Genomic DNA, 25,966 nt, shown 5'->3' on the forward strand with positions numbered 1-25,966 from the left:
CCTCATGCCGATGATCGACGTATACATTCCCGAAGGTGCGCTCGCACCGCATGCCGAAGCACAACTGATGGAAGAACTGACGGACACGCTGATCCGCCACGAGGGACTCGATCCCGACAATCCGCGCGTGCGCGACGTGACATGGATCTTCGTCCATCGGCCCGCGGCCGTGTATCGCGCCGGGGCTGTCGCGCCAGCACCCATTTACCGGATCGTGCCGACCGTGCCGGAAGGACAGTACACGGACGCCGCGCGTGCCGCGTTGATTGCAGACGTGACTGCCGCTGTGGCTCGCGCGGAAGGCGTGCCGGTCGACGCCATTGCGGCACGCGTGTGGGTGTTTCCGTCCGAAATCGACGACGGCTGCTGGGGCAGCCGCGGCGTCGTGCGCCACCTGCCGGACATCATGGCCTACTTCGGCGGCGCGCCGCTGCGGGCACTCGGGGAACAGCGGCTGGCGAACAAGCGGCGCACGGATGCGATCGCGATGCTCGAAGCCGCGCTCGCCGCGATGCGCGAGACGCATCAAGACCTGTCGCACGCTCGCAGCACCGAGCCCGCGGACTGATGCTCGGCGAGCGCGTGCCGCCTCCCGGCGCCCGCACCCGGCGTCAGGCAATGCGGGCATCTGCGGCGCGCACAATCGCACGGCGCCCTTGCCCGGCCGGCCCCCGGGGTTCGCGTTGTACGTGGTGACGTCGCGCGGCCCGACGAACGCGCCGATCGAGGCCATGACGGCTGCCATTGCCTGCCGGGAAGCGTGAAGAAGCGCGAGCGCGGCGCAACGACACGCAGCCGCCCGGAGGCGCGTCCGCGATCAGGCGCGCGTCATGCCGGCGCGTCCGCAAACGAAAGCGGTGCCAGATCCGGATGCGCGCCAAGCCGGTCAGCGAGGAAATCCATCAGCAAGCGGCTCCTCCGCGGCAGGTGCATGCGCTGCGGCATGCACAGGTGCAGGCCGTAACGGCAGGTCATGTGCCGGGTCAGCAATGGCACGAGACGCCCCTCGCGAATGTGCGCGCTGACCGAATAGCCGAAGAACTGGCCGATCGCGGCACCGCTCAGCACCGTGTCGAGTTCCGCGTCGATGTCGTTGGTCGCGATGAACGGGTCGATCTGTCGTGCATCGACACGGCCATCGACGAGGAATTCCCACGGAAACGGCTTGCCCGTGCGCGGATACAGGAACGCGGTGCAACGATGATCGCGCAGCGCGTCGATCGTCTGCGGCTCGCCGTGGCGACGCAGATACGCAGGCGCCGCGCAGACGATCAATTGCAGATCGGCGATGCGCCGTGCAACGAGCCCGCTATCGGGCAGATTGCCGGTCCGCACGGCGATGTCGATCCGCTGTTCGACGATGTCGGCCATGTCGTCGCTGACGATCAGTTCGGCCGTGACGCCCGGCTGACGGTCGCAGAATTCGCCGAGCAGCGGCGCGAGAAAGCGCCGGGCCAGCGAATACGGCGCCGCAACACGGATCGTGCCGGTTGCGTGCGCCTGATCGTCGTCGAGCATGCGCAGCGCGCTCTCCAGTTCCCCGACAGCACCGCGACACTGTGCAAGCAGGCGTTCGCCCTCGAGCGTCAGCACGATCCCGCGCGTCGAGCGCTGGAGCAGCCGCACGTTCAGCAGCGCTTCGAGCGCAGCGACCTGCTTGCTGGCCGCTTGCGGCGTCATGCCCAGCTCGCGGGCACCCGCACTGATTCCGCCCGCGGCCGCGATACGGACGAATACCGTCAGCGCCTTCAACCGATCCATTCGCAGCTCCCGTCAAGCCCGGAACGCCCGGGCAATCGTCCATGGCATCGCAACGCCTGTCCAACCGGTTGAATCGGTTTCAACCGGTCGAGTGCTATTCGCACGGCACCCTGCTTCGCACAATGGTGCTGTCTTCGATCCCCCGGGGCCAAACGGCCCGCCACCATGAACAGCCATTCATTTTCAGCCGTTTCGCGAACCGTCGTCGCGGCCGCATTGATCGTCGCTGGTTCGCCGCGCGTGACCGCACAGGAAACGGACGCGGGCAACCGCGTGGCCGAGACGGTGCTGCTGCAAACCACGCATGCATGGGACGGCTCTCGGTATCGCGCCTATCCGTCAGGACAACCGGAGATCACGGTCGTACGCTACACGATTCCGCCGCACGCGGTATTGCCGTGGCATACGCATCCGTCGATCAACATCGGTTACGTGCTGTCGGGCCACTTGACCGCCGTGCGCCGCAGCGACGGCAAGCGGCTGGCGCTCGGCCCCGGCGACGTGGTGCCGGAAATGGTCGACGGCGCCCATCGCGGCGAAACCGGCGACGAGCGCGCCGAACTGATCGTGTTCTACGCCGGCACGCCCGGCGCGCCCCTGACGGTGCCCGACCGCCAGGACTAAGCACTTCGACCATGCGCCGGCCCGTCGGCCAGCTCGCGTCCCTTTACATGGAGCCACGCTCGTCATGCCCGATTCACGAAGCTCGTCATCGTCATCCTCCTCCGCCACGACTCGACCCCGGCTCGACGGACGCGTCGCGCTCGTCACCGGCGGCGGCACCGGCATCGGCCAGGCGGCCGCGCTCGCATTCGCGCGTGAAGGCGCCCAAGTCGTCGTGGCCGGGCGGCGCGCGGCGCCGCTCGACGAAACCGTGCGCGCGATTACCGAGCGCGGCGGCGAAGCCTTCGCGATAGCTATCGACGTCGCCTCCGCCGATGGCGTGCGCGCGCTCGTCGACGCAACGATCGGACGCTACGGCGCCTTGCATGCGGCATTCAACAATGCGGGTACGGAAGGCACGTTCGCGCCGATCGTGGAACAGACCGAGGCCGACTTCGACACGGTGATCGCCACCAATCTCAAGGGTACGTGGCTGTCGATCAAGTACGAAATGGAGGCAATGCTCGCGCACGGCGGCGGTGCGATCGTCAATACGTCGTCGTGGCTCGCGAAAGGCGCGCTTGCCGGCTCGTCGACCTATTCGGCCAGCAAGGGCGCGCTCGATGCGCTGGTGCGCGCGGTCGCGCTGGAAGGCGGCCCGCACGGCATCCGGATCAACAACGTGAACCCCGGCATCATCGATACGCCGATGGCGCGCCGTTTCGGCGACGACGACATGTTCCGCCCGTTCGCCGCATTCACGCCCGCACGGCGGATCGGCACGCCCGAAGACGTGGCCGACGTGGCCGTCTGGCTGTGCAGCGACGAAGCACGTTTCGTGACGGGCGAATCGCTCCTGGTCGACGGCGGCTACACGATCGGCGGCATGCGCTGACCGGCGCCGGAACGGAGGAAGAACCGATGGAATACGTGAGACTGGGAAGGTCCGGGCTGAAGGTTTCGAAGCTGTGCCTGGGCTGCATGACCTACGGCGATCCGTCATGGCGTCCGTGGGTCGCGACCGAGGAGACGGCCCGCCCTTTCATCCGCTCGGCACTCGATGCGGGTGTGAATTTCTTCGACACGGCCGACATCTACTCGGGCGGCGAGAGCGAGCGCATTCTCGGACGTGCGCTGCGCGATTTCACGACGCGCGACGACGTGGTGATTGCAACCAAGGCGTTCTTTCCAACCGGCGACGGACCGAATGCGCGCGGGCTGTCGCGCAAGCATCTGCTCACCAGCATCGATGCGTCGCTGCAGCGCCTCGGGACGGACTACATCGATCTCTACGTGATCCACCGGTTCGATCCGGACACGCCGATCGAAGAAACGCTCGATGCGCTCGATACCCTCGTGAGGAGCGGCAAGGTCCGCTACCTCGGCGCGTCGTCGATGCATGCGTGGCAATTCATGAAGATGCTCGCGTTTCAACGGCATCACGGACTCGCCCGATTCGTCTCGATGCAGAGCCAGTACAGCCTGATCTGCCGCGACGACGAGCGCGACATGCTGCCGCTTTGCATCGAAGAAGGGATGGCCTACACGCCGTGGTCCCCGCTCGGCCGCGGGCTACTGGCCGGCTCGCGCGATGCGGCGACGACGCGGGCCGCAACCGACCAGCAAATGGTGTCCTGGTACGACGGGCGCGACGCGGTCGCGGCGACCGTCGATGCGGTCAGGCAGGTGGCGCAGGCGCGCGGGGTGGCGCCTGCCCGGATCGCACTGGCATGGGCGCTGAGACGGCCAGGCATCACCGCGCCGATCGTCGGGTTGTCGAAGCCGCATCACCTGACCGACGCGCTCGCGGCACTCGACCTGAGACTCGACGATTGCGAGACCGCGTTGCTCGAAGCCCCATTCGACCGAACGGTCGAACCGGTGCAATGGTGATCACGGCGCCGGAATTCGGTAGTGCCGGCGTTTCAAAGCCGCGTCAATCGAGACCGGCACGCAGTTGTACGTTGCCGGCCCGGAAAATCGCACATGCACTTGTACCGACGGGGCAGGAGTACGACGCGCGCCACAGTCCTGCGATGCGAATCAATGGTTAGCGCTATTTGTCGGTCACTGTATTCGACGACGGCCTATTCTTGAGCGCGGTGCATTTCAGGACGTCAAACAAGCTTTGTCTCGCATCGGAGTCTGCTTCCCCCCGCTTCATGTCGGCCAACGTCGACTCCGCAGACTTCGGCTGCCCCACTTGCAACCGCTCCAATGTCCAGTAGTAACTGTCGAGCAGGCCGAGAAGCCATATGTTGCCTTGGATATAGTTAAAGAGTCTCTCGACATTGTCCGTGCGTGCAAACCGATCAAATTCCGCCGGGACGCCACGCAGGAAGGCAACCTGCTTGTTAATTGTCCACTGCATGTAGACAGGATCGTCGGTCAGCCTTTGCCATATCGGCTGATATTTCATGTAGTCGTCGTGCGTACGGCACATCACCTCTAACGGCAGTCCCATCGAAGCCAACGGGCAGAATTGATTGATCTCGCTTCGTTTCGCTTCGAATTCGGCTATTTTTTTTGGCGATACGGCCGGCACAACCTTGTCGGTTGCATCGAGCAACTTCGTGAAGTTGCTTTTTGCTGCTTCCAAATAGTCAGAGTCACATGGAGACGGTGCCAGTGCGGCTGGAAACGGATAGGCAGCCTTCGCAATCAGCAAGGCCAGAACAGCCATGATCAATTTTGCAGGCATCACGAAATCAGATTACATCGAGTACTCACAACGTCGCCTGCAAGACAGCCTAACCCGTCCCGCTGATGCATACAGGTTGACGATGACGTCCATGTTGGAAGAGAGGGCTCCCCGGACTAGCCGGGGGCCATATAAGGCAAGGGGATTACTGAAACGCCACTTCCGCAAAGCTCCTCAACTTCCGGCTATGCAGCTTGTCGAGCCCGTTCGTGCGCAGGATCTCCATCGCCTTCACGCCGATCTGCAGATGCTGGTCGACCTGCCCGCGATAGAACGTGTCGGCCATGCCCGGCAACTTGAGCTCGCCGTGCAGCGGCTTGTCCGACACGCACAGCAGCGTGCCGTACGGCACGCGGAAGCGGAAACCGTTCGCGGCGATCGTCGCGCTTTCCATGTCGAGCGCGATCGCGCGGCTCTGCGACAAGCGCTGCACCGGTTCGCGATGATCGCGCAGCTCCCAGTTGCGGTTGTCGACGCTCGCGACCGTACCCGTACGCATCACGCGCTTCAGTTCGACGCCATCAAGCTGCGTGACGTCGGCCACCCCGCGTTCGAGCGCGAGCTGCACTTCGGCCAGCGCCGGAATCGGCACCCACAGCGGCAGGTCGGCGTCGAGCACGTGATCCTCGCGCACGTAGCCATGTGCGAGCACGTAGTCGCCGAGACGCTGCGTGTTGCGCAGCCCCGCGCAGTGACCGAGCATCACCCACGCATGCGGACGCAGCACCGCGATGTGATCGGTGATCGTCTTCGCATTCGACGGGCCGACGCCGATGTTGACCATCGTGATCCCGCTGCCGTCCGCGCGCTTCAGGTGATACGCGGGCATCTGCGGCAGGCGCGGCGGTGCGGCGCCCTCGGCCGGCTCGCTGCCGAGGTTCGCGTTGTACGTAACGACATCGCCCGGCTCGACGAACGAGCTGTACTGGCTCCGGTATGCGCGCACCTCGGGATCGTCGCTCTCCGTCATCACCGTGCGGCCGAGCTTCACGAACTCGTCGATGTAGAACTGGTAGTTCGTGTAGAGCACGTAGTTCTGGAAATGCGTGGGCGACGTCGCCGTGTAGTGGCGCAGCCGGTGCAGCGAGAAGTCGACGCGCGCGGCGGTGAACAGCGCGAGCGGATGCGGCTCGCCCGGCGCCGGTTCGAACGTCCCGTTGACGATGCGGTCGTCGAGATACGACAGGTCGGGCGTATCGAAGATGTCGCGCATCGCGAGCAGGCGGTCGCGGTCGAGCTCGCCCTCGAGATGGATGCCTTCCGGAAACGCGAAATGGATCGGAATCGGCTGCGACGACACGCCGATCTCGATCTTCACATGGTGGTTCTTCGCGAGCAGGCGCAGTTGCTCGCGATAGTAGTTCGCGAAGAGATCGGGGCGCGTGACCGTCGTCTCGAACACGCCGGGGCCCGCGACGAAACCGTACGAGCGGCGCGAATCGACATGCGTGTTGACGTCGGTGCGGATCCGCACGAACGGGTAGCACGCGCGGACGTGCTCGGTAATCGGCTCGTGGCGGCGATAGCGCGCGAAGGCGTCGCGCAGGAAGCCGGTGTTCGTGTCGTAAATGGCGGACAGCCGCGCGACGGCGGCGATCGGATCGTCGAAAGCCTCGACCGACGGGCTTTCGGGCGTCAGCACTCGGTGCCGGCGGCTCAAATCGTTCTTCATTTTGATTACCTCGTCTGATCCGACGACATTACCACGGAACCCGGTCGCCCTTATGGCTGCCCCTACGCACGCGAGGGCCGGATGCGGCGCAGTATTTGCTAAAATCGATGGGTTCACTGGAGACTCATCATGAAGCCGCTCATTCTCGTCGTCGCTGCCGCCGCGTTTGCCGCCGCCAGCGCCGCTTACGCCGCCGGCGGCACGCCTGACGCCGACGCGCAGGCACGGGCCGAGGCCAACGAGGCCGCCGGCCTGCCGGATCTCCGCAAGATCAACCGGCCGGGCGCCGAAGTCACGTCGAAAGTCGACTTCGCCGACATCCGCCGCACGCCGAGCTTCCACGAAAAGAGCAAGAACGGCACCGAAGTCACCGAGTACCGCGATCGCGGCAAACCGGTCGAGATCGACGTGAAGTCGAACTTCGGCACGCGCTACCAGATGAGCTCGACGCCCGACACGTCGCCGAAGCCGCACGACGCGGGCATCCCGATCACGCGCCTGCCGTCGCTGAACCTGCGCTACTGATTCCGTGGCGCGCCGCACCGAACGCCGCGCGCCACGTCCCCTTCACCTGTTGTCGCGACGCACGCCGCCCGCGTGCCGACACCCTGACCTGACGCATCCCGCATGGCCGTTTTCACTGCTGTTTCCGACTCCGATCTCGCGCAATGGATGCGCCACTACGAACTGGGCGACGTGCTTGCGTTCCGCGGCATTCCGTCCGGTATCGAAAACAGCAATTTCTTCCTGACGACGACGCGCGGCGAGTACGTCCTCACGATCTTCGAAAAGCTGACGGCGGAACAACTGCCGTTCTACCTCGACCTGATGCGCCATCTGGCCGGCCACGGCGTGCCGGTGCCGGATCCGATCCCGCGCGACGACGGCGCGCTGTTCGGCATGCTGCACGGCAAGCCGGCCGCGATCGTCACGAAGCTCGACGGCTCGGCCGAACTCGCGCCGGGGGTCGAACACTGCATCGAGGTCGGGCAGATGCTCGCGCGCCTGCACCTCGCCGGCCGCGACTATCCGCGCCACCAGCCGAACCTGCGCAGCCTGCCGTGGTGGCAGGAGAACGTGCCGGCGATCGTGCCGTTCATCACGGATGAGCAGCGCGCGCTGCTGGAAGGCGAGCTCGCACACCAGGCCAGCTTCTTCGCGTCGGACGACTACGCGGCTCTGCCGGCCGGGCCGTGCCATTGCGACCTGTTCCGCGACAACGTGCTGTTCGCGCACGCGGCGCCCGGCACCGGCCACGACGTGCGGCTCGGCGGCTTCTTCGACTTCTATTTCGCCGGCTGCGACAAGTGGCTGTTCGACGTCGCGGTCACGGTCAACGACTGGTGCGTCGACCTCGCGACCGGCGTGCTCGACGTCGCGCGCGCCGACGCGCTGCTGCGCGCATACCAGACGGTGCGACCGTTCACGGCCGAGGAGCGCCGCCACTGGAGCGACATGCTGCGCGCGGGCGCGTACCGCTTCTGGGTGTCGCGCCTGTACGACTTCCACCTGCCGCGCGCGGCCGAGATGCTCAAGCCGCACGACCCCGGCCATTTCGAACGCATCCTGCGCGAGCGTATCGCGCATACGCCCGCGCTTCCCGAGATCCAAACCGCATGCAACTGATCGAAGTGCCCGCCAAAACGGGCTATGTCTGGTTCCGTCAAGGCGTCTGGCTGTTCCGCCGGAACCCGCTCGCGTTCATCACGCTGTTCTTCACGTACCTGCTGGCGATCACGCTGGTGTCGATGGTGCCCGTGATCGGCTCCGCGCTGCCGCTGGTGTTCATTCCCGGCATCGCGGTCGGCTTCATGGCCGCGTGCCGCGACACCGTGGCCGGCAAGCCCGTGATGCCGACGATCCTCGTCGACGGCTTCCGCTCGTACGGCACCGTCGCGACCCAGCGGCTGCTCGTGCTCGGCGTGATCTACGTCGCGTCGATGGTGCTCGTGTTCGCCGCTTCGTCGTTCGTGGACGGCGGCGCGCTGTTCCACGTGATGATGGGCGCGGCGGACGAAGCCAGCACGACGCCGGAGGCGCTCGCCGCGCAAGGCACGCTCGGCGCGCTGTTCTTCGCGACGCTGCTGTACCTGCCGGTCGCGATGCTGTTCTGGTTCGCGCCGGTGCTGGTCGCGTGGCATGACGTCCCGCCCGCCAAGGCGCTGTTCTTCAGCGTCGTCAGCTGCTGGCGCAACCGCGGCGCATTCGTCGTGTACGGCGTCCTGTGGTTCGGCGTCGCGCTCGGCACGTCGCTCGCGCTGTCGCTGCTGCTGCAGGCGCTCGGCGCCGGCGCCTACGCGCTGACGATCATGATGCCGGTGACGATCATCATCGTCACGATGCTGTACTGCTCGTTCTACGCGACCTATCGCGGCTGCTTCGGCGTACAGGAACCGGGCGCGACGACGACCACGTCGGGCCGCTGAAGTCTTTCCGGCCGGCGCGCGTCGCCGGCCTGCCGTTCTCCGCGCCGGGTTGTCTCCCGGCGCCCCTCCCTTCCCCCGCCTCCGTCGGCCACCGCCCCTCGCCGGCTGCCCCCTGTTCATCCCGATCTTTTGCGCGCAAAATAATTTGCGTACAAATTGTTCGCGCGTTCGCCGCGCTTCCCGAATCATGGACCGCCTGCCCCCGCTGCCCCAGACGCTCGACGCGCAACTCTGCTTCGCGCTCTACTCGACTTCGCACGCGATGACGAAGGCGTACAAGCCGCTGCTCGACAAGCTGTCGCTGACCTATCCCCAATATCTCGCGATGCTCGTCCTGTGGGAGCGCGACGACATCGCCGTGAAGGACATCGCCGCGCGGCTGGACCTCGATCCGGCCACGGTCACGCCGCTGCTGAAGCGGCTGGAAGCGCTCGGCTACGTCGAGCGCGTGCGCAGCGCCACCGACGAACGCGTCGTGAACGTGCGGGTGACACCGGAAGGCCGTGCGCTGAAGGACCGCGCGCGCTCGGTACCCGCCGATCTCTTTTGCGCGATGCAGCAATCCCCCGAGTTCCTGATCAGGCTGCGCGCCGATCTCCAGCAGCTGCGCGACGCGCTGTCGGCCGCCAACGAACGCTGACAGGCGAAGCCCCCGCGAACTGGCCCGGTACCGCCGGGCTTTTTCTTCAAAATTTCATTTGCACACTAATGATTTGTGTTCTATATTTTCCTCGTGGCCGGCGACATCCCGTTCGACCGGACCGCTTTTCCTCCCTTTTCCAGACAGGAGCTGCACGATGAACATTCTGTACAAGACCAGCGCCACGAGCACGGGTGGCCGCGACGGCCGCGCGGTATCCGCTGACAACAAGCTGGAAGTGAAGCTGGCGGCGCCGCGCGAACTCGGCGGCACGGGCGCGGAAGGCACGAATCCGGAGCAACTGTTTGCCGCAGGTTACTCGGCCTGTTTCCTGAGCGCGATGAAATTCGTCGCCGGCCAGGACAAGAAGGCACTGCCGGCCGACACGCAGGTCACGGCGGAAGTGGGCATCGGCCCGAACGACGCGGGCGGCTTCGGGCTCGACGTCGAACTGCGCGTGTCGCTGCCGGGGTTCGACAAGGCCGACGCGCAGGCGCTGGTCGAAAAGGCGCACCACGTGTGCCCGTATTCGAACGCGACGCGTAACAACGTGCCGGTGCGCCTGACGGTCGTCTGACGCAATACGAGACCAGGAATACAAAAAGGGCGCGTGCGGCATGTAGCCGCACGCGCCCTTTTCTGCTGCGTGACTCGCCGGAGCGGCGGACCTGATTGCCCGCCCTGCGCTGCTTAGCGCGAACCGAACGAATACGGGCGGTTCATCGCCGCTTCGCGGTCGATCTTGCGCATACGGAATTCGAGATCGTAGATGTCGGTCGCATCAGCCAGATACGCCTCGGCGCGCTCTTTCGAGGCCGTTTCAGCGTTCTTGGTCAGCATCAGGAAGAGGTGGCTCAGCAGGTACATGGTTGATCTCGCAATCCAAAGGTTCTTTGACTAGGGTTTTCCCGAATTATAGGGAAAACCCTAGTCATTGACCAGCGTCGATCAACCGATGCGTCGTTCGGTCGCCACAGTGCGGCGATTCGCTTCGAAAAAGGCCCAGATCATTGCGCTCGCATCGGGGCCGACCGCTGCATGAAACGGCACGGCTTCATCGCCGCCGGCCCACGCATGATCGAGCCCTTTCACATGGCAGAGCCGCACGACCGGCTCGCCGTCGCGGCAGACATCGGTGATCTGCGCGCCCGCGTCGCGCGTCTCGACCCGTTCGCCGCCGCGCAGTGCGCCGCGGCTGTCGGCGAGCCCGTTCAGGCGCATGAACTGCACCGTGAGTTGATCGGCATTCTTCGGTGCGACGACATGGTCGCCGTCGCCCTGGACGATCAGCGCGGGCATGCCCGGATACGCGGCGGCATCGACCAGCGCATCGACGGCCGCGGCCGGGTTCTGCCGCACGCCGCGCCGCATCACGTCCATCGCCGTGATGCCCGAGCTCGCCTCGCCGAGCGCGGGGCCCGAGTGCAGCGCCACCGCCGCAAAACGGTCCGGATGATGCAGCGCAAGCAGCGCCGCGAGGCCCGCGCCGGCCGACAGCCCCGCGACATAGACGCGCGACGCGTCGAAACCGTGTTCGTCGACGAGCACGTCGACGAGCGAGGCGACCGCGTTCGCCTCGCCGCGCCCCGCGCGGTCGGTGTCTTCATACCAGTGCCAGCAGCCGTGCGCGTGCGCGCGCAGCGACTGCTCCGGATACAGCACCGCGAAGCCGTGCTTGTCGGCCAGCAGGTTCATCCGCGTGCCCTGCACGAATTCGTCGACGGACTGCTGGCAGCCGTGCAGCATCACGACGAGCGGCATCGCGCCACGCCGGCGGCCGGGCGGCACGTAGAGGCCGTACGCGAGATTCTGGACGAGGCGCCCGAGCGCGGGCGCCATCGGATGTTCGCCGCGCGTCCACTCGCCAGCCGCCCATGCGGCCGCGCGTGGCCGCACGCGCGATTCACGCGGTGGGGACAGATCGGATACGGCGGCAGTGGCCGCCGCTTCGAGTGCGTCGCGTGTGATGCGCTGCGCATCGCGCGCCGCGCGCTTGGCGGCCGGAGACAGCATGCGTTTCATGCCGCCCAGCCACACCTTGGTCAGACTTTTGGTCATCGATCGGGCTCGCAGTCAGGAAAAATAGGGGCACCACAGCGGATGCATCGTGCGTCTTTGTGCAATGCACCATAACATTGTTTCTGGGATTTTTCCTGCACGCGGATAGTTCCCGGCCGCGCAAAAAACGGGGCTCATGCGCACGCGGCGCTATACTGGGGTTTCGCCGCTTGTATCCGTTGTAGTCGTTCTTTCCGGCTCGCGCGTTGATTTAAGCATCTTCCCCGCCTTCGTTTGTCCCCTTCCCGATGTTCGACCTGTCGTCTCACCTGTGGATCATGATCACCGCGTTCGGCGGCGCCGGCCTGACCTTGCCGCTCGCGATCACGATCGCCGTCTGGCTCGCGCTCGGCTACTCGTGGCAGCGCGCGGCCGCGTGGCTCGGCGTGCTCGCGGCCGCGATCGGCGTGGTCGCGCTCACGAAGATCGCGTTCCTCGGCTGGGGGATCGGCATCCGCAAGTGGGATTTCACGGGGTTCAGCGGCCATGCGATGCTGTCGACGTCGGTCTATCCGGTCGCGATTTTCCTGGCGCTGATCCGCACGCGCACGCCGCTGCGGATCGCCGGCATCGCGCTCGGGCTCGCGGCCGGCGTCGCGGTCGGCGTGTCGCGCGTCGCGCTCGACGCGCATTCGCCGTCCGAATCGATCACCGGCTGTATCGTCGGCGCGATCGCCGCGCTCGCGTTCATCGCCGGTTCGTGGCGCGCAGTGCCGCACCGCTGGTCGGTGCCCGCGGTCGTCGCAAGCCTCGCGCTCGTCACCGTGGCGCTGCACGGCATCACGGTGCCGTCGCATCGCTGGGTCACCAAGGTGGCGCTGCAGCTGTCGGGCCACGAGCGCCCGTTCGTCCGCGCGCGCTGGAAGGCCAACCCGAACTACCGCCCGGCATCGCAGCCGTCGTCGCTGCAGCGCACCCAGTCGTCGCCGCAAACGCTCCGTACGTGACCGGCCGCCCGGCCGTCATCCCCCCTTTTCACGTCTGACCATTACATGCGCACCGTCGCATGTGCGGTATGTCGAGCGTTATAACCCACCCTATATTACGATTACGGTTTCCACCCATACAAACGAACTCGCCATGCGCTCAACCGTCCGTCCGCTTCGCCGCACCCTGCTTCGCCTGCTGCCGCTCGCCACGCTTGCCGCTGCCGGTATCGCGTTCAGCGCGCCCGCTTCCGCCGCCGACGAACTCGTCGTGTCGGCCGCCGCCAGCCTGACGAACGCGTTCAAGGCCGTCGGCGATGCGTACGAGAAGCAGCACCCGGATACCAAGGTGCTGTTCAACTTCGGCGCGTCGGACGTGCTGATGCAGCAGATCGCGAAGGGCGCGCCGGCCGACGTGTTCGCGTCGGCCGACCAGAAGGCGATGGATCGGGCCGTCGACGAAAAGGTGATCGTGCCCGGCACGCGTCGAGATTTCGCGGCGAACTCGCTCGTACTGATCGTGCCGGCGGACAGCAAGGCCGCCGCGCCGACATCGCTGAACGACCTGACGGCGCCCGGCGTGAAGCGCATCGCGTACGGCGACCCGGCGTCGGTGCCGGTCGGCCGCTACACGGAAGGCGCACTGCGCGCGGCCGGCGTGTGGGATGCCGTCAGCGCGAAGGGCGTGCTGGCCGCCAACGTGCGCCAGAGCCTCGACTATGTCGCGCGCGGCGAAGTCGACGCAGGCTTCGTGTTCGGTACCGACGCCGCGATCATGCCGGGCCGCGTGAAGGTTGCGCTGACGGTGCCGACGAAGACGGTCATCACCTATCCGATCGCCGTGGTCAAGGACAGCCGCCACGCCGTGCAGGCGCAGTCGTTCATCGACTTCGTCGCGTCGCCGCAGGGCCAGGCCGTGCTGTCGACGTTCGGCTTCAAGCCCGCGGGCAAGTGAGCGTAGCGCGATGCAAGACGCCTGGGTACCGCTGCTGCTGTCGTTGAAGGTTGCCGGCTGGGCGACCGCGCTCGACATCGTGCTCGGCGTCGCGGCCGCGTTCATGCTCGCGCGCTGGCGCTCGCCGCTGCGCGACGTCGTCGATTCCGTGCTGACGCTGCCGCTCGTGCTGCCGCCGACGGTACTCGGCTATTACCTGCTCGTGCTGCTCGGCCGGCGCGGCGTGTTCGGCGCGTGGCTCGACCAGCTCGGCATCGAGCTCGTCTTCACGTGGCAAGGCGCGGTGATCGCGTCGATGGTCGTCGCGTTTCCGCTGATCCTGAAGTCGGCGCGCGCCGCGTTCGAAGGCGTCGATCCGCACCTCGAGCGCGCGGCACGCACGCTCGGGCTCGGCGAAGCGGCGGTGTTCTTCCGCGTGACGCTGCCGCTCGCCACGCGCGGCATTCTCGCGGGCGCGCTGCTCGCGTTCGCACGCGCGCTCGGCGAGTTCGGCGCGACGCTGATGATCGCGGGCAACCTGCCCGGCCGCACGCAGACGCTGTCGGTCGCGATCTACGCGGCCGTGCAGGCCGGTGACGACAGCACGGCCAACTTCCTCGTGCTGGTGACATCGATCACCTGCGTGCTCGTGCTGCTCGCGACCGGCTGGCTCGTGCCGTCGCGTGCGCGGCGGAGTCAACTGACATGAAACGCGTGTCTCGTCCGAATCGCCTGCTTCGCTCGGCAGCCGGATGGCTGCGGCGGAGGCCCGCATGAGCCTCGTCGTCGACATCCGCAAGACCTACGCGAACGCCGAGCGCCGCTTCACGCTCGACATGTCGTTCACGGCGACGACTCAGCGTGTCGTGCTGTTCGGGCCGTCCGGCGCGGGCAAGAGCATGACGCTGCAGGCGATCGCCGGCCTGCTGTCGCCCGACGAAGGCACGATCGTGCTGAACGGCGAACCGCTGTTCGACGCTGCGCGCCGCATCGACGTGCCGACCCGCGAACGCCGCGTCGCGTACCTGTTCCAGGACTACGCGCTGTTTCCGCATCTGAACGTGCGTCAGAACATCGCATTCGGGCTCACGTCGGGCCTGCGCAACCCGCGCGCGAAAACGGTGCCGCCGGAAGTCGCGTACTGGCTGCAGGCGTTCGATCTCGAAGCGCTCGCGGGGCAGTATCCGTCGCAACTGTCGGGCGGGCAGAAACAGCGCGTCGCGCTGGCGCGCGCACTGGTCGCGCAGCCGCGGATCCTGCTGCTCGACGAGCCGTTCGCGGCGCTCGACGGCGCCATGCGCCAGCGCATGCGTCACGAGCTCGCCGAGCTGCAGGCGCGGCTCGATATCCCGATGGTGCTGATCTCGCACGATCCCGACGACGTCGCCGCGTTCGGCGACCAGGTCGTGCAGTTGAGCGAAGGACGCGTGCAGGCGGCTCCGCCGCACGCCGAGTGGCCGACGCGCGTCGCGTGAGCGCGCGAGGCTGTGGTCGTGGTAGGCAGGTTGGAGCCTGAGAGAAGCCGCGCGTAGCGGCATATGCTGAAAGCGGAAACGAAGCCGGTGCCGTGCACGCGCTGTGCGATGCCGGCTTCGCCCCGCCCGTCACACGATCGTCGAAGCGCCGCCCGGCCTGCTGCGTCAGCCCGTCACCGCAAGAATCACGCTCGACGCCTTGAACAGCGCGATCGCCGGCCGGCCCGCATCGAGCTGCAGCGCATCGACGCTGTCGTTGGTCACGACGGCCGTCAGCGTCCCACCGCCGTCGAGCGCGAGCGTCACCTCGCTGTTCACCGCGCCCGTCGCGACGGTTTCCACGCGGCCGCGCAACTGGTTCCGCGCGGACACCTTGAGTTCGGGCTCGCCCTCGTCGACCGCGAGCACGACCCACGAAGCCTTCACCAGCGCGCACGCGTCCGCGCCAATCTGCAGACCGAGCGCGTCGGCGCTTTCGTGCGTCAGCACCGCAACGATCGGCTGTCCGCCGGGCAGCGTGAGCGTGACCTCGTCGTTGACGGTGCCCCGCACGATCGACGCGACCTTGCCGAACAACTGGTTGCGCGCGCTGGTCTTCATCCCGATCCGGCCGATCAGCGCCCAGTCGACATCGAACCCGGCCACGGCCGCGCTCGCGGCCTCGATGAAACGGCGGTGCTCGCGCTCGATCGTGCGAAACGCGGCGATCAGCGACGTCGCGCGCGGCGTCAGCGTCGTGCCGCCGCCGCCCTTGCCGCCCGTCGAACGCGCGACGAGCGGTTCGCCGGCGAGATTGTTCATCGTGTCGACGGCATCCCACGCGGCCTTGTAGCTGAGGCCGACGGCCTTCGCCGCGCGCGTGATCGAACCGGTATCGCCGATCGCCGCAAGCAGCGCGATGCGCGTGGCGCCGCCGAGCGTCTGCTCGCCGGCGCGCAGCCACAGCTCGCCGCCCAGTTCGAGCGGTTCGGCGGACGGGGAAGAATGCGGTGCGTCGGTCATCGGGATGGGTGCGGGAATCGGGCGGCCATTATAGTCAGCGCGTGCCGCTCAACCGGGCTTGCCGTCGAGCTTCGGCGGCCGCAGGCTGGCCAGCAGCGTCTCGGCATCGCGCGCCGCGCGCTGCTCGAGCGCCGCGCCGTAGCCGCGCACGAATCCGAGCTGGTACGGCGGCGCCGCGAGTTTTTCGAGATGATGCAGCGCGACCATCGTGTCGTTCGCTTCGCCGAGCACGCTCTGCACGCGCGTGAGCGTCTTGACCGTCTCGGTGCGGGTGCGGCGCGACGCCAGCGACGCGAAGAATTCGAGCGCATAGCGCAGCCGTTTCGCATCGATCCGCACCTGATGACGGGCGGCCGTGTCGAGCGACGTGAGCGACGGCGACGCGTACAGATGACCGAACAGCCGCCGCACGCGCTTCGTCGCGTGGCGCCTCAGCGAAGGTGCGTCGCCGGCTTCGGCCGGCGGCAGCGCCAGCGAGCTCAGCCATTCGAGCCAGCCGAGCGTCAGCCGCGCATAGCGGGCCGAATGCAGCGCCTGCCGCAACTCGACCCGTGCGGCCGCGCACTGCGCCCGCGCGGCGTCGAGCGTGCCGTTCCACTCGCCGTCGCCGCCGTCGGCCGCGATCAGCGCGGGCAGGCTCTCGGTCGCGAACACGTCCCAGTCGCGCACCGTGCCGAGCAGCGCCGCAAGCCAGCGCAGGTCGACGCCGAGCGTGTCGCGCCACTGGCGGTCGGCAAAGAGCGGGAAGAAGCGCATCAGCGTGCGCAGGCGGCGTAGCGCGACACGCATCTGGTGCACGAATTCCGGATCGTCGTGCTCGAGCACACCGCCTTCGTTGCCGAGCCATTGCGCGGTGATGTCGCCGGACAGCGCGAACAGCGCGGCGCGCTGCGTGCGCACGCCGGTCAGATCGACGAGCCGCGCCTTGACGGGCCCGCCGGCGGCCGGCTCGGCCGCACATGCGCGATCGATCACGCTCGTCAGTTGCACGAATGCGGGCCATGCGCCGCTCAGTTCGCGCGCCGCGGCAAACAGCGCATGCAGCGCGGCCGTGCGCGCGGGCAGGGTTTCCCAGTCGGGCGCCGTGAGACGCAGCTCGACGAAGCGGCGCGGCGGCTCGCTACCGCGATGCAGCGTGACGTCGTCGAGCGTCATCTCGACCACGACCCCGCTGTCGTCGGCCCACCGCCCGCGCCGCCGTTCGCTGACGAGGCGCAGCGCCGACGATTCCGGCTGGGTACCGGCCTCCTCCGCGCGCCCGGTCGTATCCGGCGCGGCGCCGTCGACTTCGCCCGCCACTGCGCCGGCCTCGGCCGCGACGGCCGCCTCGGGCACGGGTAACGGCATCGAGACGGCGATGCCCGCGTGCTCCGCGTCGAACAGTTCACGCTCCGTGACACCCGGCGCAAACGCCTTCGTGCGCGACGCGACGACCCGCCTGCCATGCGCATTCGACTCGACCCACGTCCACCAGCTCGCGCCGGGACTCAGCTCGGCCTCCTCGATCTGGCACGGCTCGATCGTCACGCGCTCATGGCCGCGGCGCATCCTGACCTGAGGGCAGATCCGCCACGCGCGCACGAGTTCGGCGCCGAAATCACGCTGCGCGCCGCGAGCACGACTTCCAGCCTCGACCGGCCACCCTTCCAGCGACAGCGACAACACGATTTCCAGCACACGCGACATGGAGGCTCCTGCACATGAAGAATCGCCGGCGCATCGATCGCGCCGGCGTCACTCGTGAAGCTGCTTCCATAGTACACGTCGCCAAAACTCGCAGGCGACGATCTGTCCCTGTCGCGCTGTCGCAGATCAAACGGCGTATTGTGCGAGGCCGTTGCCGAACGACCAGTCCTCCTTCAGCACCTCGACAAGACTGATGAATACGTCCTGCTGCCGCACGCCGGGCTGCTGCGCGAGGTTGTCCGCGATCGCCCGGTACAGTGCCCGCTTCTGCTCGAGCGTGCGCGTGTTGTTCGCGGTGATCTGGACCATCACGAGATCGTCGCTGCGTTCGATATCGAGGTAGTGGCGACCGAACACGAAGTTCTCGGCCGCATGCTCGGTGACGACCATGAAGATGTCGTCCTCGGGCACGTTGAACGTGTGCATCAGCGCGCGATGCACGCCGTCGACGAGCGCCGCGCGGTAGGCGGCCGGCTTGCCTTCGCGCACTGCGATACGGGTGAATGGCATGGTCCTGCTCCTGTCGGTGAAGTTGACGTTGAAGAACGGAAACGCAGCGTCAGGTTAGGCTCGCCGAACTATAATAAACAGTCATCGATGAATATTTCATCCATTTACATCTGAAATGAAAGTCCTCGACCTCGATGCCGTCCGCGCGTTCGTGCTGGTTGCCGATCTCGCCAGCTTCACGCGCGCCGCCGATGCGCTCGGCACCACGCAGTCGGCCGTCAGCCTGAAGCTGAAGCGGCTGGAAGCGCACCTCGGCAAGCCGCTGCTCGCGCGCACGCCGCGCGTCGTCAAGCTGGCCGCCGACGGCGAGAATTTCCTGCCGGCCGCCCGCGCGCTGCTCGACGCGCACGACCACGCGCTCGGCGCGATCTCGGCCGGCACGCACCGGCTGTCGCTCGGCGTCAGCGAGCATGTCGCGGTGCCCGACCTGCCGGCCGTGCTCACGAGCCTGCATCGTCAGGATCCGGGGTTGTCGCTGGAAATGCATCTCGGCACGTCGACGAACCTGCTCGCGCAATACGACGAACGCCGGTTCGATGCGGTGATCGTGCGGCACGAGCCGAGTGAAGACCCGCCGCGCGAAGACGGCACGCTGCTGTTTTCCGAACCGCTGGCCTGGCTCGCCGCGCCGGACTGGGTGCCGCGCGCGGGGGAACCGCTGCCGCTCGCGGTGCTGGCCGGCCCGTGCGGCGTGCGGGCCGCCGCGCTGCGCGCGCTCGACCATGCGGGGCGGCCGTGGCGCGAGCGCTTCACGGGCGGCGGCGTGGCAGCGGTCACGGCCGCCGCCGCCGCGGGCCTCGCCGTCTGCCCGCTGGCGCGACGGGTCGCGCCACGCACCCTGGTCGACGTCGGCGCGAAATTCGGACTGCCGCCGCTGCCGCTGTCGCAGGTCGTGCTGTATTCACGCGTGCGCGATGCGCGCGCCGCCGCCGCATTGCGCAGGTTTGCCGACAGCCTTGCAATCTCGGCGTAAACTAGCTGGTTTCGCCGCCCGCAATCTCCAGAAGAATTCCAATGAAGCCCGAAGCCCGCATGCACCTCCGCGCCAACCTGCTGATGCTCGCCGCCGCCGCGATCTGGGGTTCGGCTTTTGTCGCGCAACGCCTGAGCCTCGACGTGATCGGGCCGTTCCTGTTCACGGGGCTGCGTTTCCTGCTCGGCGCGCTGGTGCTGGTGCCGCTGCTGATGCTGAACACGGCGTCACGCGCGCAGCTCGCGGCCATCCGCCGCGAGCCGGCACTGCTCTTGCCGGGCCTCACGCTCGGCGGGCTGCTCGCGGTATCGATCTCGCTGCAGCAGATCGGCCTGCAATACACGCGCATCGCCAACGCGGGCTTCATCAGCTCGCTGTACGTCGTGCTCGTGCCGCTGATGGGCGTGTTCGCACGCCACCGGATCGGCGCGGGCACGTGGTTCGGCGCGCTGCTCGCGGCGATCGGCCTGTATTTCCTCAGCATCGACGAGCACTTCTCGGTGCTGTACGGCGACTGGTTCCAGCTCGCCGGCGCCGTGATCATCGCCGCCCACGTGATGGCCGTCGGCCATTTCGCGAAGCGCCACAATCCGCTCGTGCTCGCGTTCCTGCAGTTCCTCGTGTGCGGCGTGGCGTGCCTCGCGGTCGGCCTCGCCGTCGAGCCGGTCAGCGGCGCGATGCTGCGCGGCGCGCTGCCGACGCTGCTGTACGGCGGACTGCTGTCGGTCGGCGTCGGCTATACGCTGCAGGTCGTCGCGCAACGCCACGCGGCGCCCGCGCACGCGGCCGTGATCTTCAGCATGGAAGGCGTGTTCGCGGCGATCGCCGGCTGGGCCGCGCTCGGCGAAACGCTGACGCTGCGCGCGCTCGTCGGCTGCGCGCTGATGCTGGCCGGCCTGCTCGCGTGCCAGTTGCTGCCGAACGGCGACGCCCGGAAAAAGGACGAGGACGCGCTGCCGGCGTGACACGCACCGTCCCTATAATGGCGGTTCGCGTGACTTCCACGCCAACCGCTTCCGACAGGCCAGCTCCGTGACGTCCACTTCCGTCGATCCCGCCGCCGACCTGCTGCGCGAACGCGCAGCGCATTACGCCACCCAGGCGGCGCTGTTCCTGCGCGACCAGGCACTCTCCACCGCGTCGCACGACCTGCGCAGCCCGCTGAATGCCATGCACAGCTGGGCATACGTGCTCGAGCGCCAGCTCGCCAACGCCGATCCGAACCTGCAGCGCGCGCTCGCAGGCATCCGCACGGGTATCGACCAGCAAGTTGCACTGATCGACGACGTGCTCGACGCGCCGCGCGCGGAAACGCGCACGCTCGCACTCAAGCCGCAGCCGTTCGCGCTGCGCCCGTTGCTCGACGACACGATCGCGCTCGTGCGTGTCGCGCTCGCCGACGCACGGCAGGTCGCGCTCGACGCGACGCTGCCGGACGGCGAACCGTCGTTGACCGCCGACCGCGAACGCATCGCGCAGGCGCTCTGGACGATGCTGACGGCCGCGGTCGAAGTCAGCGCCGCCGGCGGCCGCGTGACGTTCGCGTGCGCCCGCGACGCCGTGCAGTTCACCGCGCGCGCCACCTGCACCGTGAACGCCGGCGCGCTCGCCGATCCCGCGCAGCCGCACGCGTTCGAGTCGTTCGCTCGCCGCGAAATGCTGCGCGAGCGCGACGCCAAGCGGATCGCCTGGACGCTCGCGCTCTGCCAGCGGGTCGCGCTCGCACACGGCGGCACGTTCTCGCACGACGCGTTCGCCGATGGCGCGACCGCCACCATCACGTTCTCCGTCCCCGGTGAGGCGCCGGTGTAAGCAATCGGCCGCCCAGCACATTACAAATTCCTTTCTGGCTCTATACTGATGGGCCTGTCATAACCGGAGTGTTTCTTTGTTACAGATCTTCGCGCTCATCGGCGCGTTGTTCCTGGTGGCCCTGAACGGGTTCTTCGTCGCGGCCGAATTCGGCCTCGTCAAACTGCGCGCCACGCGCGTCAAGACACTGGCCCGCAAGCACGGCCTGCGCGGCCGCATCCTCGGCATCGTGCACGGCCGGCTCGACGCGTATCTTTCCGCGTGCCAGCTCGGCATCACGCTTGCGTCGCTCGGCCTCGGCTGGGTCGGCGAACCGGCCTTCGCGCAACTGCTCGGCCCGCTGCTCGACCTGATCGGCGTGCAGTCCGAACGCGTCGTGCACCTGGTCTCGCTGGTGTTCGCGTTCTCGCTGATCTCGTTCCTGCACATCGTCGTCGGCGAGCTCGCGCCGAAATCGATGGCGATCCGCCAGTCGGAAAAGGTCGGCCTGTGGGTCGCGCTGCCGCTGTACGCGTTCTACTGGGCGATGTATCCGGCGATCTGGGTGCTCAACAACAGCGCCAACGCGGTGCTGCGACTCGCGGGGCTGTCCACCGACCACGGCAGCGATGCGCACTACTCGACCGACGAGCTGAAGCTGATCCTGCGCAGCCGCCGCAGCACGGCCGGCAATCCGGCCCAGCCGGCGCGCGGCACGTACAGCAACGACGAGTGGAACACGCTCGCGCATTCGCTCGATTTTTCGTCGATGACCGTGTCGGACCTGATGCGGCCGGCCCATGAAATGATCGGCCTGCGCCGCGACCTGCCGCTGCCCGACAACATGGAGATCGTCGCGCGGCACCGTTTCAGCCGCTATCCGCTGTTCGAGGATGCGTCGCGCGAACAGGTGAGCGGACTGATCCACCTGAAGGACCTGCTGCTCGCGCGTCATGCCGGCGCAGCCCTCGAAGACCTGTCCGACTACGTGCGCCCCGTGCAGTACGTGAAGCCCGACACGCCGGCGCTCGACCTGTTCCGCCGCTTCCGCAAGGGCGCGCCGCACTTCGCGCTGGTCGGCAACAAGGGCGAGAAGCCGATCGGCTTCCTGACGCTCGACAACCTGCTCGGCGCGCTGGTCGGCCAGATCCACGACGAGTTCCGCCAGGGCGACGCCGACTGGAGCCGCCTCGACGACGGCACGCTGATGGGCAAGGGCAGCCTGCCCGTCGTGTCGCTCGAACAGGCGCTCGGCATCGACATCGACGAAGGCCGCGCGGAATCCGTCGGCGGCCTCGTGATCCAGGCGCTCAGCGACCTGCCGACCGAAGGGCAGCGCGTGTCGTTCGACCGCTTCGATGTCGTCGTGAAGAAGATGAACGGGCCGCGCATCGTGCTCGTGCGCGTCTACCCGAAGATCGCGAAAGAGGCCGACGAATGACGGCCGCGCGTCGCCGCACGCGATGAACGCCACGCTGCCGCGCTGCTGCGTGATCACGCCGGAGCCGGCGTCCGCTTCGGCGGCCGATTGCGCGGCGTTCCTCGATCGATTGTCGGCCGTGCTCGCGCGCGGCGAAACACTCGTGCAACTGCGCGTGAAATCGCTCGACGCAACCGCGTTCGCGTCACTCGCCGCCGAAGCGCTCGCGCGCTGCAACGCGGCCGGCGCGCACCTGATGCTGAACGGCCCGATCGATGCGGCCGGCGTAATGCGGCTCGACAACGCCGGCTGGCATCTCGACGGCACCGCGTTGCGCGCCGCCGCGCAGCGGCCTTTGCCAGCCGGAAGATGGATGTCCGCCGCCTGTCACACGCACGACGACCTGCTGCTGGCCGCGCGCGCCGGCGCGGATTTCGTCACGCTGTCGCCCGTGTTGCCGACGCTCAGCCACCCCGGTGCGCCGACGCTCGGCTGGGCGCAGTTCGAAACGCTGGCTGCTGAAGCCGCGATGCCCGTCTTCGCACTCGGCGGCATGACGCGCACGCACCTCGACGATGCGCGCCGCCACGGCGCATACGGCGTCGCAGGCATTCGCGGGTTCTGGTAGTTCGGGGATTTCCTGCAGCGGTGCAACCGGGCGCAGATGCGCCCGGCCGTTCGGTTTCTTATCTGCTCACACGCTCAAGCGTTCAGGTTCGGACGCATTTCTCGCCACGCACCGTCGTCGATGCGGCGCGCATCGTGCGTGAGCGCATACCGGTTGACGTCGCCCGTCAGCCATGCGACGAGCGAATACGGCGGCAATACCCGTTCATCGATCCGGTCGCGCGCACGGGCCGGCGTCTCGAACACGACCCGCCCTTTCGGTGCGTCGAACGGCAGCGCCTCGGGCGACAGGTTCAACGCGATCGTCAGCGTCTCGTCGTCGGCGAGCCGCCATGAGGCAAGCAGCGCGTCGGCATCGCCGTCGCCGTCCGACTTCAGCGCACGCGCTTCCTGCGGCCGGCAATCGGACAGCCGCGGCGCGATCAGCTTCGCGCGCACGGCCAGCGCCGACTGCACGAAATGCGCGCGATCGATATCGCGCGCGGTTTCGTCGAAGATCAACGGAATCTGCGGCGTGAGCAGCGACAGCGCAAGCGCGGCCAGACCGGCCTCCTGCCCGTGGTCGCCCTGCCCGCTGTCGCGCCACGCGCCATCGGACAGCACCAGCGACGTCAACGACAGCCCGCTGTCGGCAGCCATGCCTTCTCCCGATGCGGCCGGCTGGAACGCAGCCCCGGCCGCGGTCAGCGCGCGGGCGAGCGTGTGGATCGACTGGTGCGTGGAAATGCCTTCGTGGGCCGACGTGTCGCGCCCCGTCAGCCGGTGCAACGCGCGTTCGCCGCACCCGTTCCACTGCGCATCGAAATGGGTATCGGCAAGATGCGCCGGATGCCGCTCGCTGCCGAGTACGAGATGGATCAGCCGGTCGGCCGGCACGGCCGCGCGCACGCGATCCGCGATCTCGCGCAGCCACGACGCGCCGATCCGGTCGGCTTCGCGCAGGCGCAGCCCGTCGCAACGGTACTCGTCGATCCAGTACAGCGCGTTGTCGCAGAAGAAATCGCAGACTTCCGGATGATCGAGCGCGAGCGGCGGCGCCTGCAGTGGATCGTCGCGCGTATGGAAGAACGGCGCCGCGTAGTGGCGCAGCGCGTCGGTGCCGCTGCCGAAGCGCGCGTAGTCGAGCTCCAGCAGCACCGCGAGACCGTAGCCATGCGCACCGTCGATCAGCGCCTTCAGCGCGTCGGGGCCGCCTTCGGCCGCGAGCGGCGCGAACGGCAGGCTGTCGTGCGGCGACGCCAGCAGTTCCAGTGCAGTCACGCCGAGGCGCGCGAGTTGCGGCAGGCGCCGGCGCACGCCGTCGAAGCCGCCTACCGCGTGCGGACGAATCGCATAGAGCGCGATGTCTTCCCACGCGCGTCCGTGCCAGAACGTGTTGCGCCACGTGAACGCGCGCGGATCGACGACCTCGCTCGGGCCGTTGAGCCCTTCGGGTTGCGAGCGCGACGCGGGATCGGGAATCGATACCGTATCGTCGAGGCGATAGCGGTAAAGCGCACCCGCACCACAATCGGCAAAGACTTCGAACCAGTTCGTGCCGGCGGCCGTCATCGGGACGAGCAACGGGCCGAAGCCGGTATCGAGTTCGAGCTGGACCTGCGCGCTGCCCGGCGCCCACACGCGAAAATGCGTGCGCGGCGTCGCGCTGAGCGCGCCACAGGGCTGTGCGCCGAACGGCAAGCAGTGAATGTGGTGCTGCGCATACGGATCGTGCGGACAATCGGACATCATGCGCTCCTCGTGCGTACCGAGCGGCATGGCCGCGCCAGCGGCGCGACACATCGGGGCCCGGCATGCGACGGCCAGGCGGGGGGAGAGAACCGAGTATGCGCCGGATTCGCCACCGCGATGCATCGTTCCCGGACATTTTTAAATACGAATCGACCCCGGGGAAAACCCGCATTCCGGCAGGTGCCGGCGAGTCAGGTAGCCGGCATACCGGAATGATCGCTCGCCTTGTTGCACCGGCTGCGCACGCTTACGCTCTGCGCCATGCTCGCGGACACGTCGTCCGCGCCCGACCCGAGGAACCCGCCATGTCGCTTCCCGCCAGCGCCGCCAAATTCGATCCGGCACGCGCACACGAATACGCCGAGCAATCCCGCATCGCGCTCGCCGGCTACGATGCCTGCCACGAACTCACCGCGTGCATGCTCGCGTCGGCGATCGATGCCCCCGATGCGCGAATCCTCGTCGCGGGCGCGGGCGGCACGGGGAAGGAAATCTGCGTGGCGGCCGCGCTCGAGCCAGGCTGGCGGTTCACGGCCGTCGACCCTTCCGCGCCGATGCTCGCGCTCGCGCGCTCGAACGTCGACGCCGCGGGCTTCGGTGCGCGCACGGCGTTCGTCGAGGACGGTGTCGATGCGTTGGCCGACACGCCCGCGTTCGACGGCGCGACGCTGATCGGCGTGCTGCATCACGTCCCGGGCGACGAAGCGAAGGCGGCGCTGCTGCAAGCAATCGCGCGGCGCCTGAAACCCGGCGCACCGCTCGTGCTCGCCGGCAATCATCGCCGCTACGCGGACCACCCTCGCCTGCTCGACGCGTGGCAGCAGCGCTGGCGCATGAAGGGCGCGACGCCCGACGCCGTGCGCACGCAACTCGCGAAGATCCTGCAGGGTGCCGATCCGCCCGTGTCCGAGGACGCCGTGTTCGGGCTGCTGCGCGATGCGGGCTTCGATGCGCCGCTGCGCTTTTTTGCGAGCCTGTTCTGGGGCGCGTGGATCGCGGTGCGGCGCGCATGATGGATCGGGGCGGCCGG

Annotated in this window: 28 protein-coding genes; 19 read left to right on the top strand and 9 right to left on the bottom strand. The window is 67.8% G+C overall.

From position 1 onward, the window contains the following. Positions 1–4: 4 nt before the first annotated feature. Positions 5–568 carry a tautomerase family protein gene (locus ACN8ZM_RS26000; RefSeq protein WP_420211161.1) on the top strand — a complete coding sequence of 188 codons (564 nt, stop codon included), beginning with the start codon at positions 5–7 and terminating at the stop codon, positions 566–568. 260 nt (positions 569–828) lie between these two features. Here ACN8ZM_RS26000 and ACN8ZM_RS26005 read toward each other — a convergent pair whose 3' ends face one another. Next, entirely contained in the window at positions 829–1,761 is a 933-nt protein-coding gene (locus tag ACN8ZM_RS26005; RefSeq protein WP_043177791.1) for a LysR family transcriptional regulator, read from the bottom strand. 165 nt (positions 1,762–1,926) lie between these two features. Between ACN8ZM_RS26005 and ACN8ZM_RS26010 the strand changes: the two genes are divergently transcribed. The 3 genes from ACN8ZM_RS26010 to ACN8ZM_RS26020 all read left to right on the top strand — a co-directional run bounded on the left by ACN8ZM_RS26010 (position 1,927) and on the right by ACN8ZM_RS26020 (position 4,257). Continuing rightward, entirely contained in the window at positions 1,927–2,385 is a 459-nt protein-coding gene (locus ACN8ZM_RS26010; RefSeq protein ID WP_089453421.1) for a cupin domain-containing protein, read from the top strand. 64 nt (positions 2,386–2,449) lie between these two features. Continuing rightward, on the top strand, positions 2,450–3,259 hold the full coding sequence (locus tag ACN8ZM_RS26015) for an SDR family NAD(P)-dependent oxidoreductase (protein ID WP_420211162.1): 810 nt from the start codon (positions 2,450–2,452) through the stop codon (positions 3,257–3,259). A 26-nt stretch (positions 3,260–3,285) separates the two neighbouring features. Next, on the top strand, positions 3,286–4,257 hold the full coding sequence (locus ACN8ZM_RS26020; RefSeq protein WP_089453422.1) for an aldo/keto reductase: 972 nt from the start codon (positions 3,286–3,288) through the stop codon (positions 4,255–4,257). Between the two features lie 163 nt (positions 4,258–4,420). Here the strand turns inward: ACN8ZM_RS26020 and ACN8ZM_RS26025 are convergent, their stop codons facing one another. Next, positions 4,421–5,047, bottom strand: a complete 627-nt coding sequence (locus ACN8ZM_RS26025; RefSeq protein ID WP_155291756.1) for a hypothetical protein — start codon at positions 5,045–5,047, stop codon at positions 4,421–4,423. Between the two features lie 163 nt (positions 5,048–5,210). Continuing rightward, a complete protein-coding gene (locus ACN8ZM_RS26030) occupies positions 5,211–6,737 on the bottom strand; it encodes an AMP nucleosidase (protein WP_060309694.1) in 1,527 nt (508 codons plus the stop codon). A 129-nt stretch (positions 6,738–6,866) separates the two neighbouring features. Here ACN8ZM_RS26030 and ACN8ZM_RS26035 point away from each other — a divergent pair, with 129 nt between their 5' ends. The 5 genes from ACN8ZM_RS26035 (at position 6,867) to ACN8ZM_RS26055 (ending at position 10,380) form a co-directional block, all read left to right on the top strand. Continuing rightward, the gene (locus ACN8ZM_RS26035; protein ID WP_021160838.1) at positions 6,867–7,262 is read left to right on the top strand and encodes a hypothetical protein; all 396 of its coding nucleotides are present in this window, start codon (positions 6,867–6,869) and stop codon (positions 7,260–7,262) included. A 102-nt stretch (positions 7,263–7,364) separates the two neighbouring features. Beyond that, positions 7,365–8,363 (top strand): homoserine kinase, encoded by a 999-nt coding sequence (locus tag ACN8ZM_RS26040; protein ID WP_089453423.1) that lies wholly within the window; start codon positions 7,365–7,367, stop codon positions 8,361–8,363. Further along, positions 8,354–9,163: a BPSS1780 family membrane protein gene (locus tag ACN8ZM_RS26045; RefSeq protein ID WP_043177806.1), complete on the top strand. Its 810-nt coding sequence runs from the start codon at positions 8,354–8,356 to the stop codon at positions 9,161–9,163. The genes ACN8ZM_RS26040 and ACN8ZM_RS26045 overlap by 10 nt, the downstream gene beginning before the upstream one ends. Positions 9,164–9,350: 187 nt before the next feature. Then, positions 9,351–9,803, top strand: a complete 453-nt coding sequence (locus ACN8ZM_RS26050) for a MarR family winged helix-turn-helix transcriptional regulator (protein ID WP_043177808.1) — start codon at positions 9,351–9,353, stop codon at positions 9,801–9,803. Between the two features lie 157 nt (positions 9,804–9,960). Beyond that, positions 9,961–10,380, top strand: a complete 420-nt coding sequence (locus tag ACN8ZM_RS26055) for an organic hydroperoxide resistance protein (protein ID WP_011355825.1) — start codon at positions 9,961–9,963, stop codon at positions 10,378–10,380. Between the two features lie 113 nt (positions 10,381–10,493). On the opposite strand, the gene ACN8ZM_RS26060 is transcribed toward ACN8ZM_RS26055, so the two are convergent. Beyond that, entirely contained in the window at positions 10,494–10,670 is a 177-nt protein-coding gene (locus ACN8ZM_RS26060) for a DUF3563 family protein (RefSeq protein WP_080741415.1), read from the bottom strand. A gap of 81 nt (positions 10,671–10,751) precedes the next feature. After that, positions 10,752–11,861 carry a PHB depolymerase family esterase gene (locus ACN8ZM_RS26065; protein WP_420211163.1) on the bottom strand — a complete coding sequence of 370 codons (1,110 nt, stop codon included), beginning with the start codon at positions 11,859–11,861 and terminating at the stop codon, positions 10,752–10,754. Between the two features lie 248 nt (positions 11,862–12,109). Here ACN8ZM_RS26065 and ACN8ZM_RS26070 point away from each other — a divergent pair, with 248 nt between their 5' ends. The 4 genes from ACN8ZM_RS26070 to ACN8ZM_RS26085 all read left to right on the top strand — a co-directional run bounded on the left by ACN8ZM_RS26070 (position 12,110) and on the right by ACN8ZM_RS26085 (position 15,196). Beyond that, positions 12,110–12,808, top strand: coding sequence for a phosphatase PAP2 family protein (locus ACN8ZM_RS26070; RefSeq protein WP_089453426.1), 699 nt, complete (start codon positions 12,110–12,112; stop codon positions 12,806–12,808). A gap of 133 nt (positions 12,809–12,941) precedes the next feature. Further along, a complete protein-coding gene (gene modA / locus ACN8ZM_RS26075) occupies positions 12,942–13,742 on the top strand; it encodes a molybdate ABC transporter substrate-binding protein (protein ID WP_043177813.1) in 801 nt (266 codons plus the stop codon). A 10-nt stretch (positions 13,743–13,752) separates the two neighbouring features. Then, positions 13,753–14,430 carry a molybdate ABC transporter permease subunit gene (modB, locus tag ACN8ZM_RS26080; RefSeq protein WP_043177823.1) on the top strand — a complete coding sequence of 226 codons (678 nt, stop codon included), beginning with the start codon at positions 13,753–13,755 and terminating at the stop codon, positions 14,428–14,430. A 64-nt stretch (positions 14,431–14,494) separates the two neighbouring features. Next, complete coding sequence (locus ACN8ZM_RS26085; protein WP_043177825.1) at positions 14,495–15,196, top strand: sulfate/molybdate ABC transporter ATP-binding protein; 702 nt, start codon at positions 14,495–14,497, stop codon at positions 15,194–15,196. Positions 15,197–15,361: 165 nt separating this feature from the next. Here the strand turns inward: ACN8ZM_RS26085 and ACN8ZM_RS26090 are convergent, their stop codons facing one another. The 3 genes from ACN8ZM_RS26090 to ACN8ZM_RS26100 form a co-directional block, all read right to left on the bottom strand. Beyond that, entirely contained in the window at positions 15,362–16,198 is an 837-nt protein-coding gene (locus ACN8ZM_RS26090) for a TOBE domain-containing protein (RefSeq protein ID WP_043177829.1), read from the bottom strand. Positions 16,199–16,246: 48 nt separating this feature from the next. Next, positions 16,247–17,884: a CHAD domain-containing protein gene (locus ACN8ZM_RS26095; protein ID WP_301768050.1), complete on the bottom strand. Its 1,638-nt coding sequence runs from the start codon at positions 17,882–17,884 to the stop codon at positions 16,247–16,249. Positions 17,885–18,010: 126 nt separating this feature from the next. After that, entirely contained in the window at positions 18,011–18,394 is a 384-nt protein-coding gene (locus tag ACN8ZM_RS26100) for a tautomerase family protein (RefSeq protein WP_043177833.1), read from the bottom strand. A gap of 115 nt (positions 18,395–18,509) precedes the next feature. On the opposite strand from ACN8ZM_RS26100, the gene ACN8ZM_RS26105 reads away from it, so the two are divergent. The 5 genes from ACN8ZM_RS26105 (at position 18,510) to ACN8ZM_RS26125 (ending at position 23,206) form a co-directional block, all read left to right on the top strand. Next, the gene (locus tag ACN8ZM_RS26105) at positions 18,510–19,367 is read left to right on the top strand and encodes a LysR family transcriptional regulator (RefSeq protein WP_420211164.1); all 858 of its coding nucleotides are present in this window, start codon (positions 18,510–18,512) and stop codon (positions 19,365–19,367) included. Between the two features lie 41 nt (positions 19,368–19,408). After that, positions 19,409–20,332, top strand: a complete 924-nt coding sequence (locus ACN8ZM_RS26110; RefSeq protein ID WP_175025077.1) for a DMT family transporter — start codon at positions 19,409–19,411, stop codon at positions 20,330–20,332. A gap of 67 nt (positions 20,333–20,399) precedes the next feature. Next, positions 20,400–21,179, top strand: coding sequence for a sensor histidine kinase (locus tag ACN8ZM_RS26115; RefSeq protein WP_420211165.1), 780 nt, complete (start codon positions 20,400–20,402; stop codon positions 21,177–21,179). A 76-nt stretch (positions 21,180–21,255) separates the two neighbouring features. Then, the gene (locus ACN8ZM_RS26120) at positions 21,256–22,599 is read left to right on the top strand and encodes a hemolysin family protein (RefSeq protein ID WP_043177841.1); all 1,344 of its coding nucleotides are present in this window, start codon (positions 21,256–21,258) and stop codon (positions 22,597–22,599) included. Positions 22,600–22,621: 22 nt separating this feature from the next. Next, positions 22,622–23,206, top strand: coding sequence for a thiamine phosphate synthase (locus ACN8ZM_RS26125; protein ID WP_420211166.1), 585 nt, complete (start codon positions 22,622–22,624; stop codon positions 23,204–23,206). A gap of 74 nt (positions 23,207–23,280) precedes the next feature. Here the strand turns inward: ACN8ZM_RS26125 and ACN8ZM_RS26130 are convergent, their stop codons facing one another. Beyond that, positions 23,281–24,933, bottom strand: a complete 1,653-nt coding sequence (locus ACN8ZM_RS26130) for a DUF3459 domain-containing protein (RefSeq protein ID WP_043179147.1) — start codon at positions 24,931–24,933, stop codon at positions 23,281–23,283. Between the two features lie 308 nt (positions 24,934–25,241). Between ACN8ZM_RS26130 and ACN8ZM_RS26135 the strand changes: the two genes are divergently transcribed. Then, positions 25,242–25,949 carry an SAM-dependent methyltransferase gene (locus ACN8ZM_RS26135; RefSeq protein ID WP_420211167.1) on the top strand — a complete coding sequence of 236 codons (708 nt, stop codon included), beginning with the start codon at positions 25,242–25,244 and terminating at the stop codon, positions 25,947–25,949. Positions 25,950–25,966: the final 17 nt, after the last annotated feature.

The organism is Burkholderia aenigmatica, from assembly GCF_048627025.1.
GTDB lineage: Bacteria > Pseudomonadota > Gammaproteobacteria > Burkholderiales > Burkholderiaceae > Burkholderia > Burkholderia aenigmatica.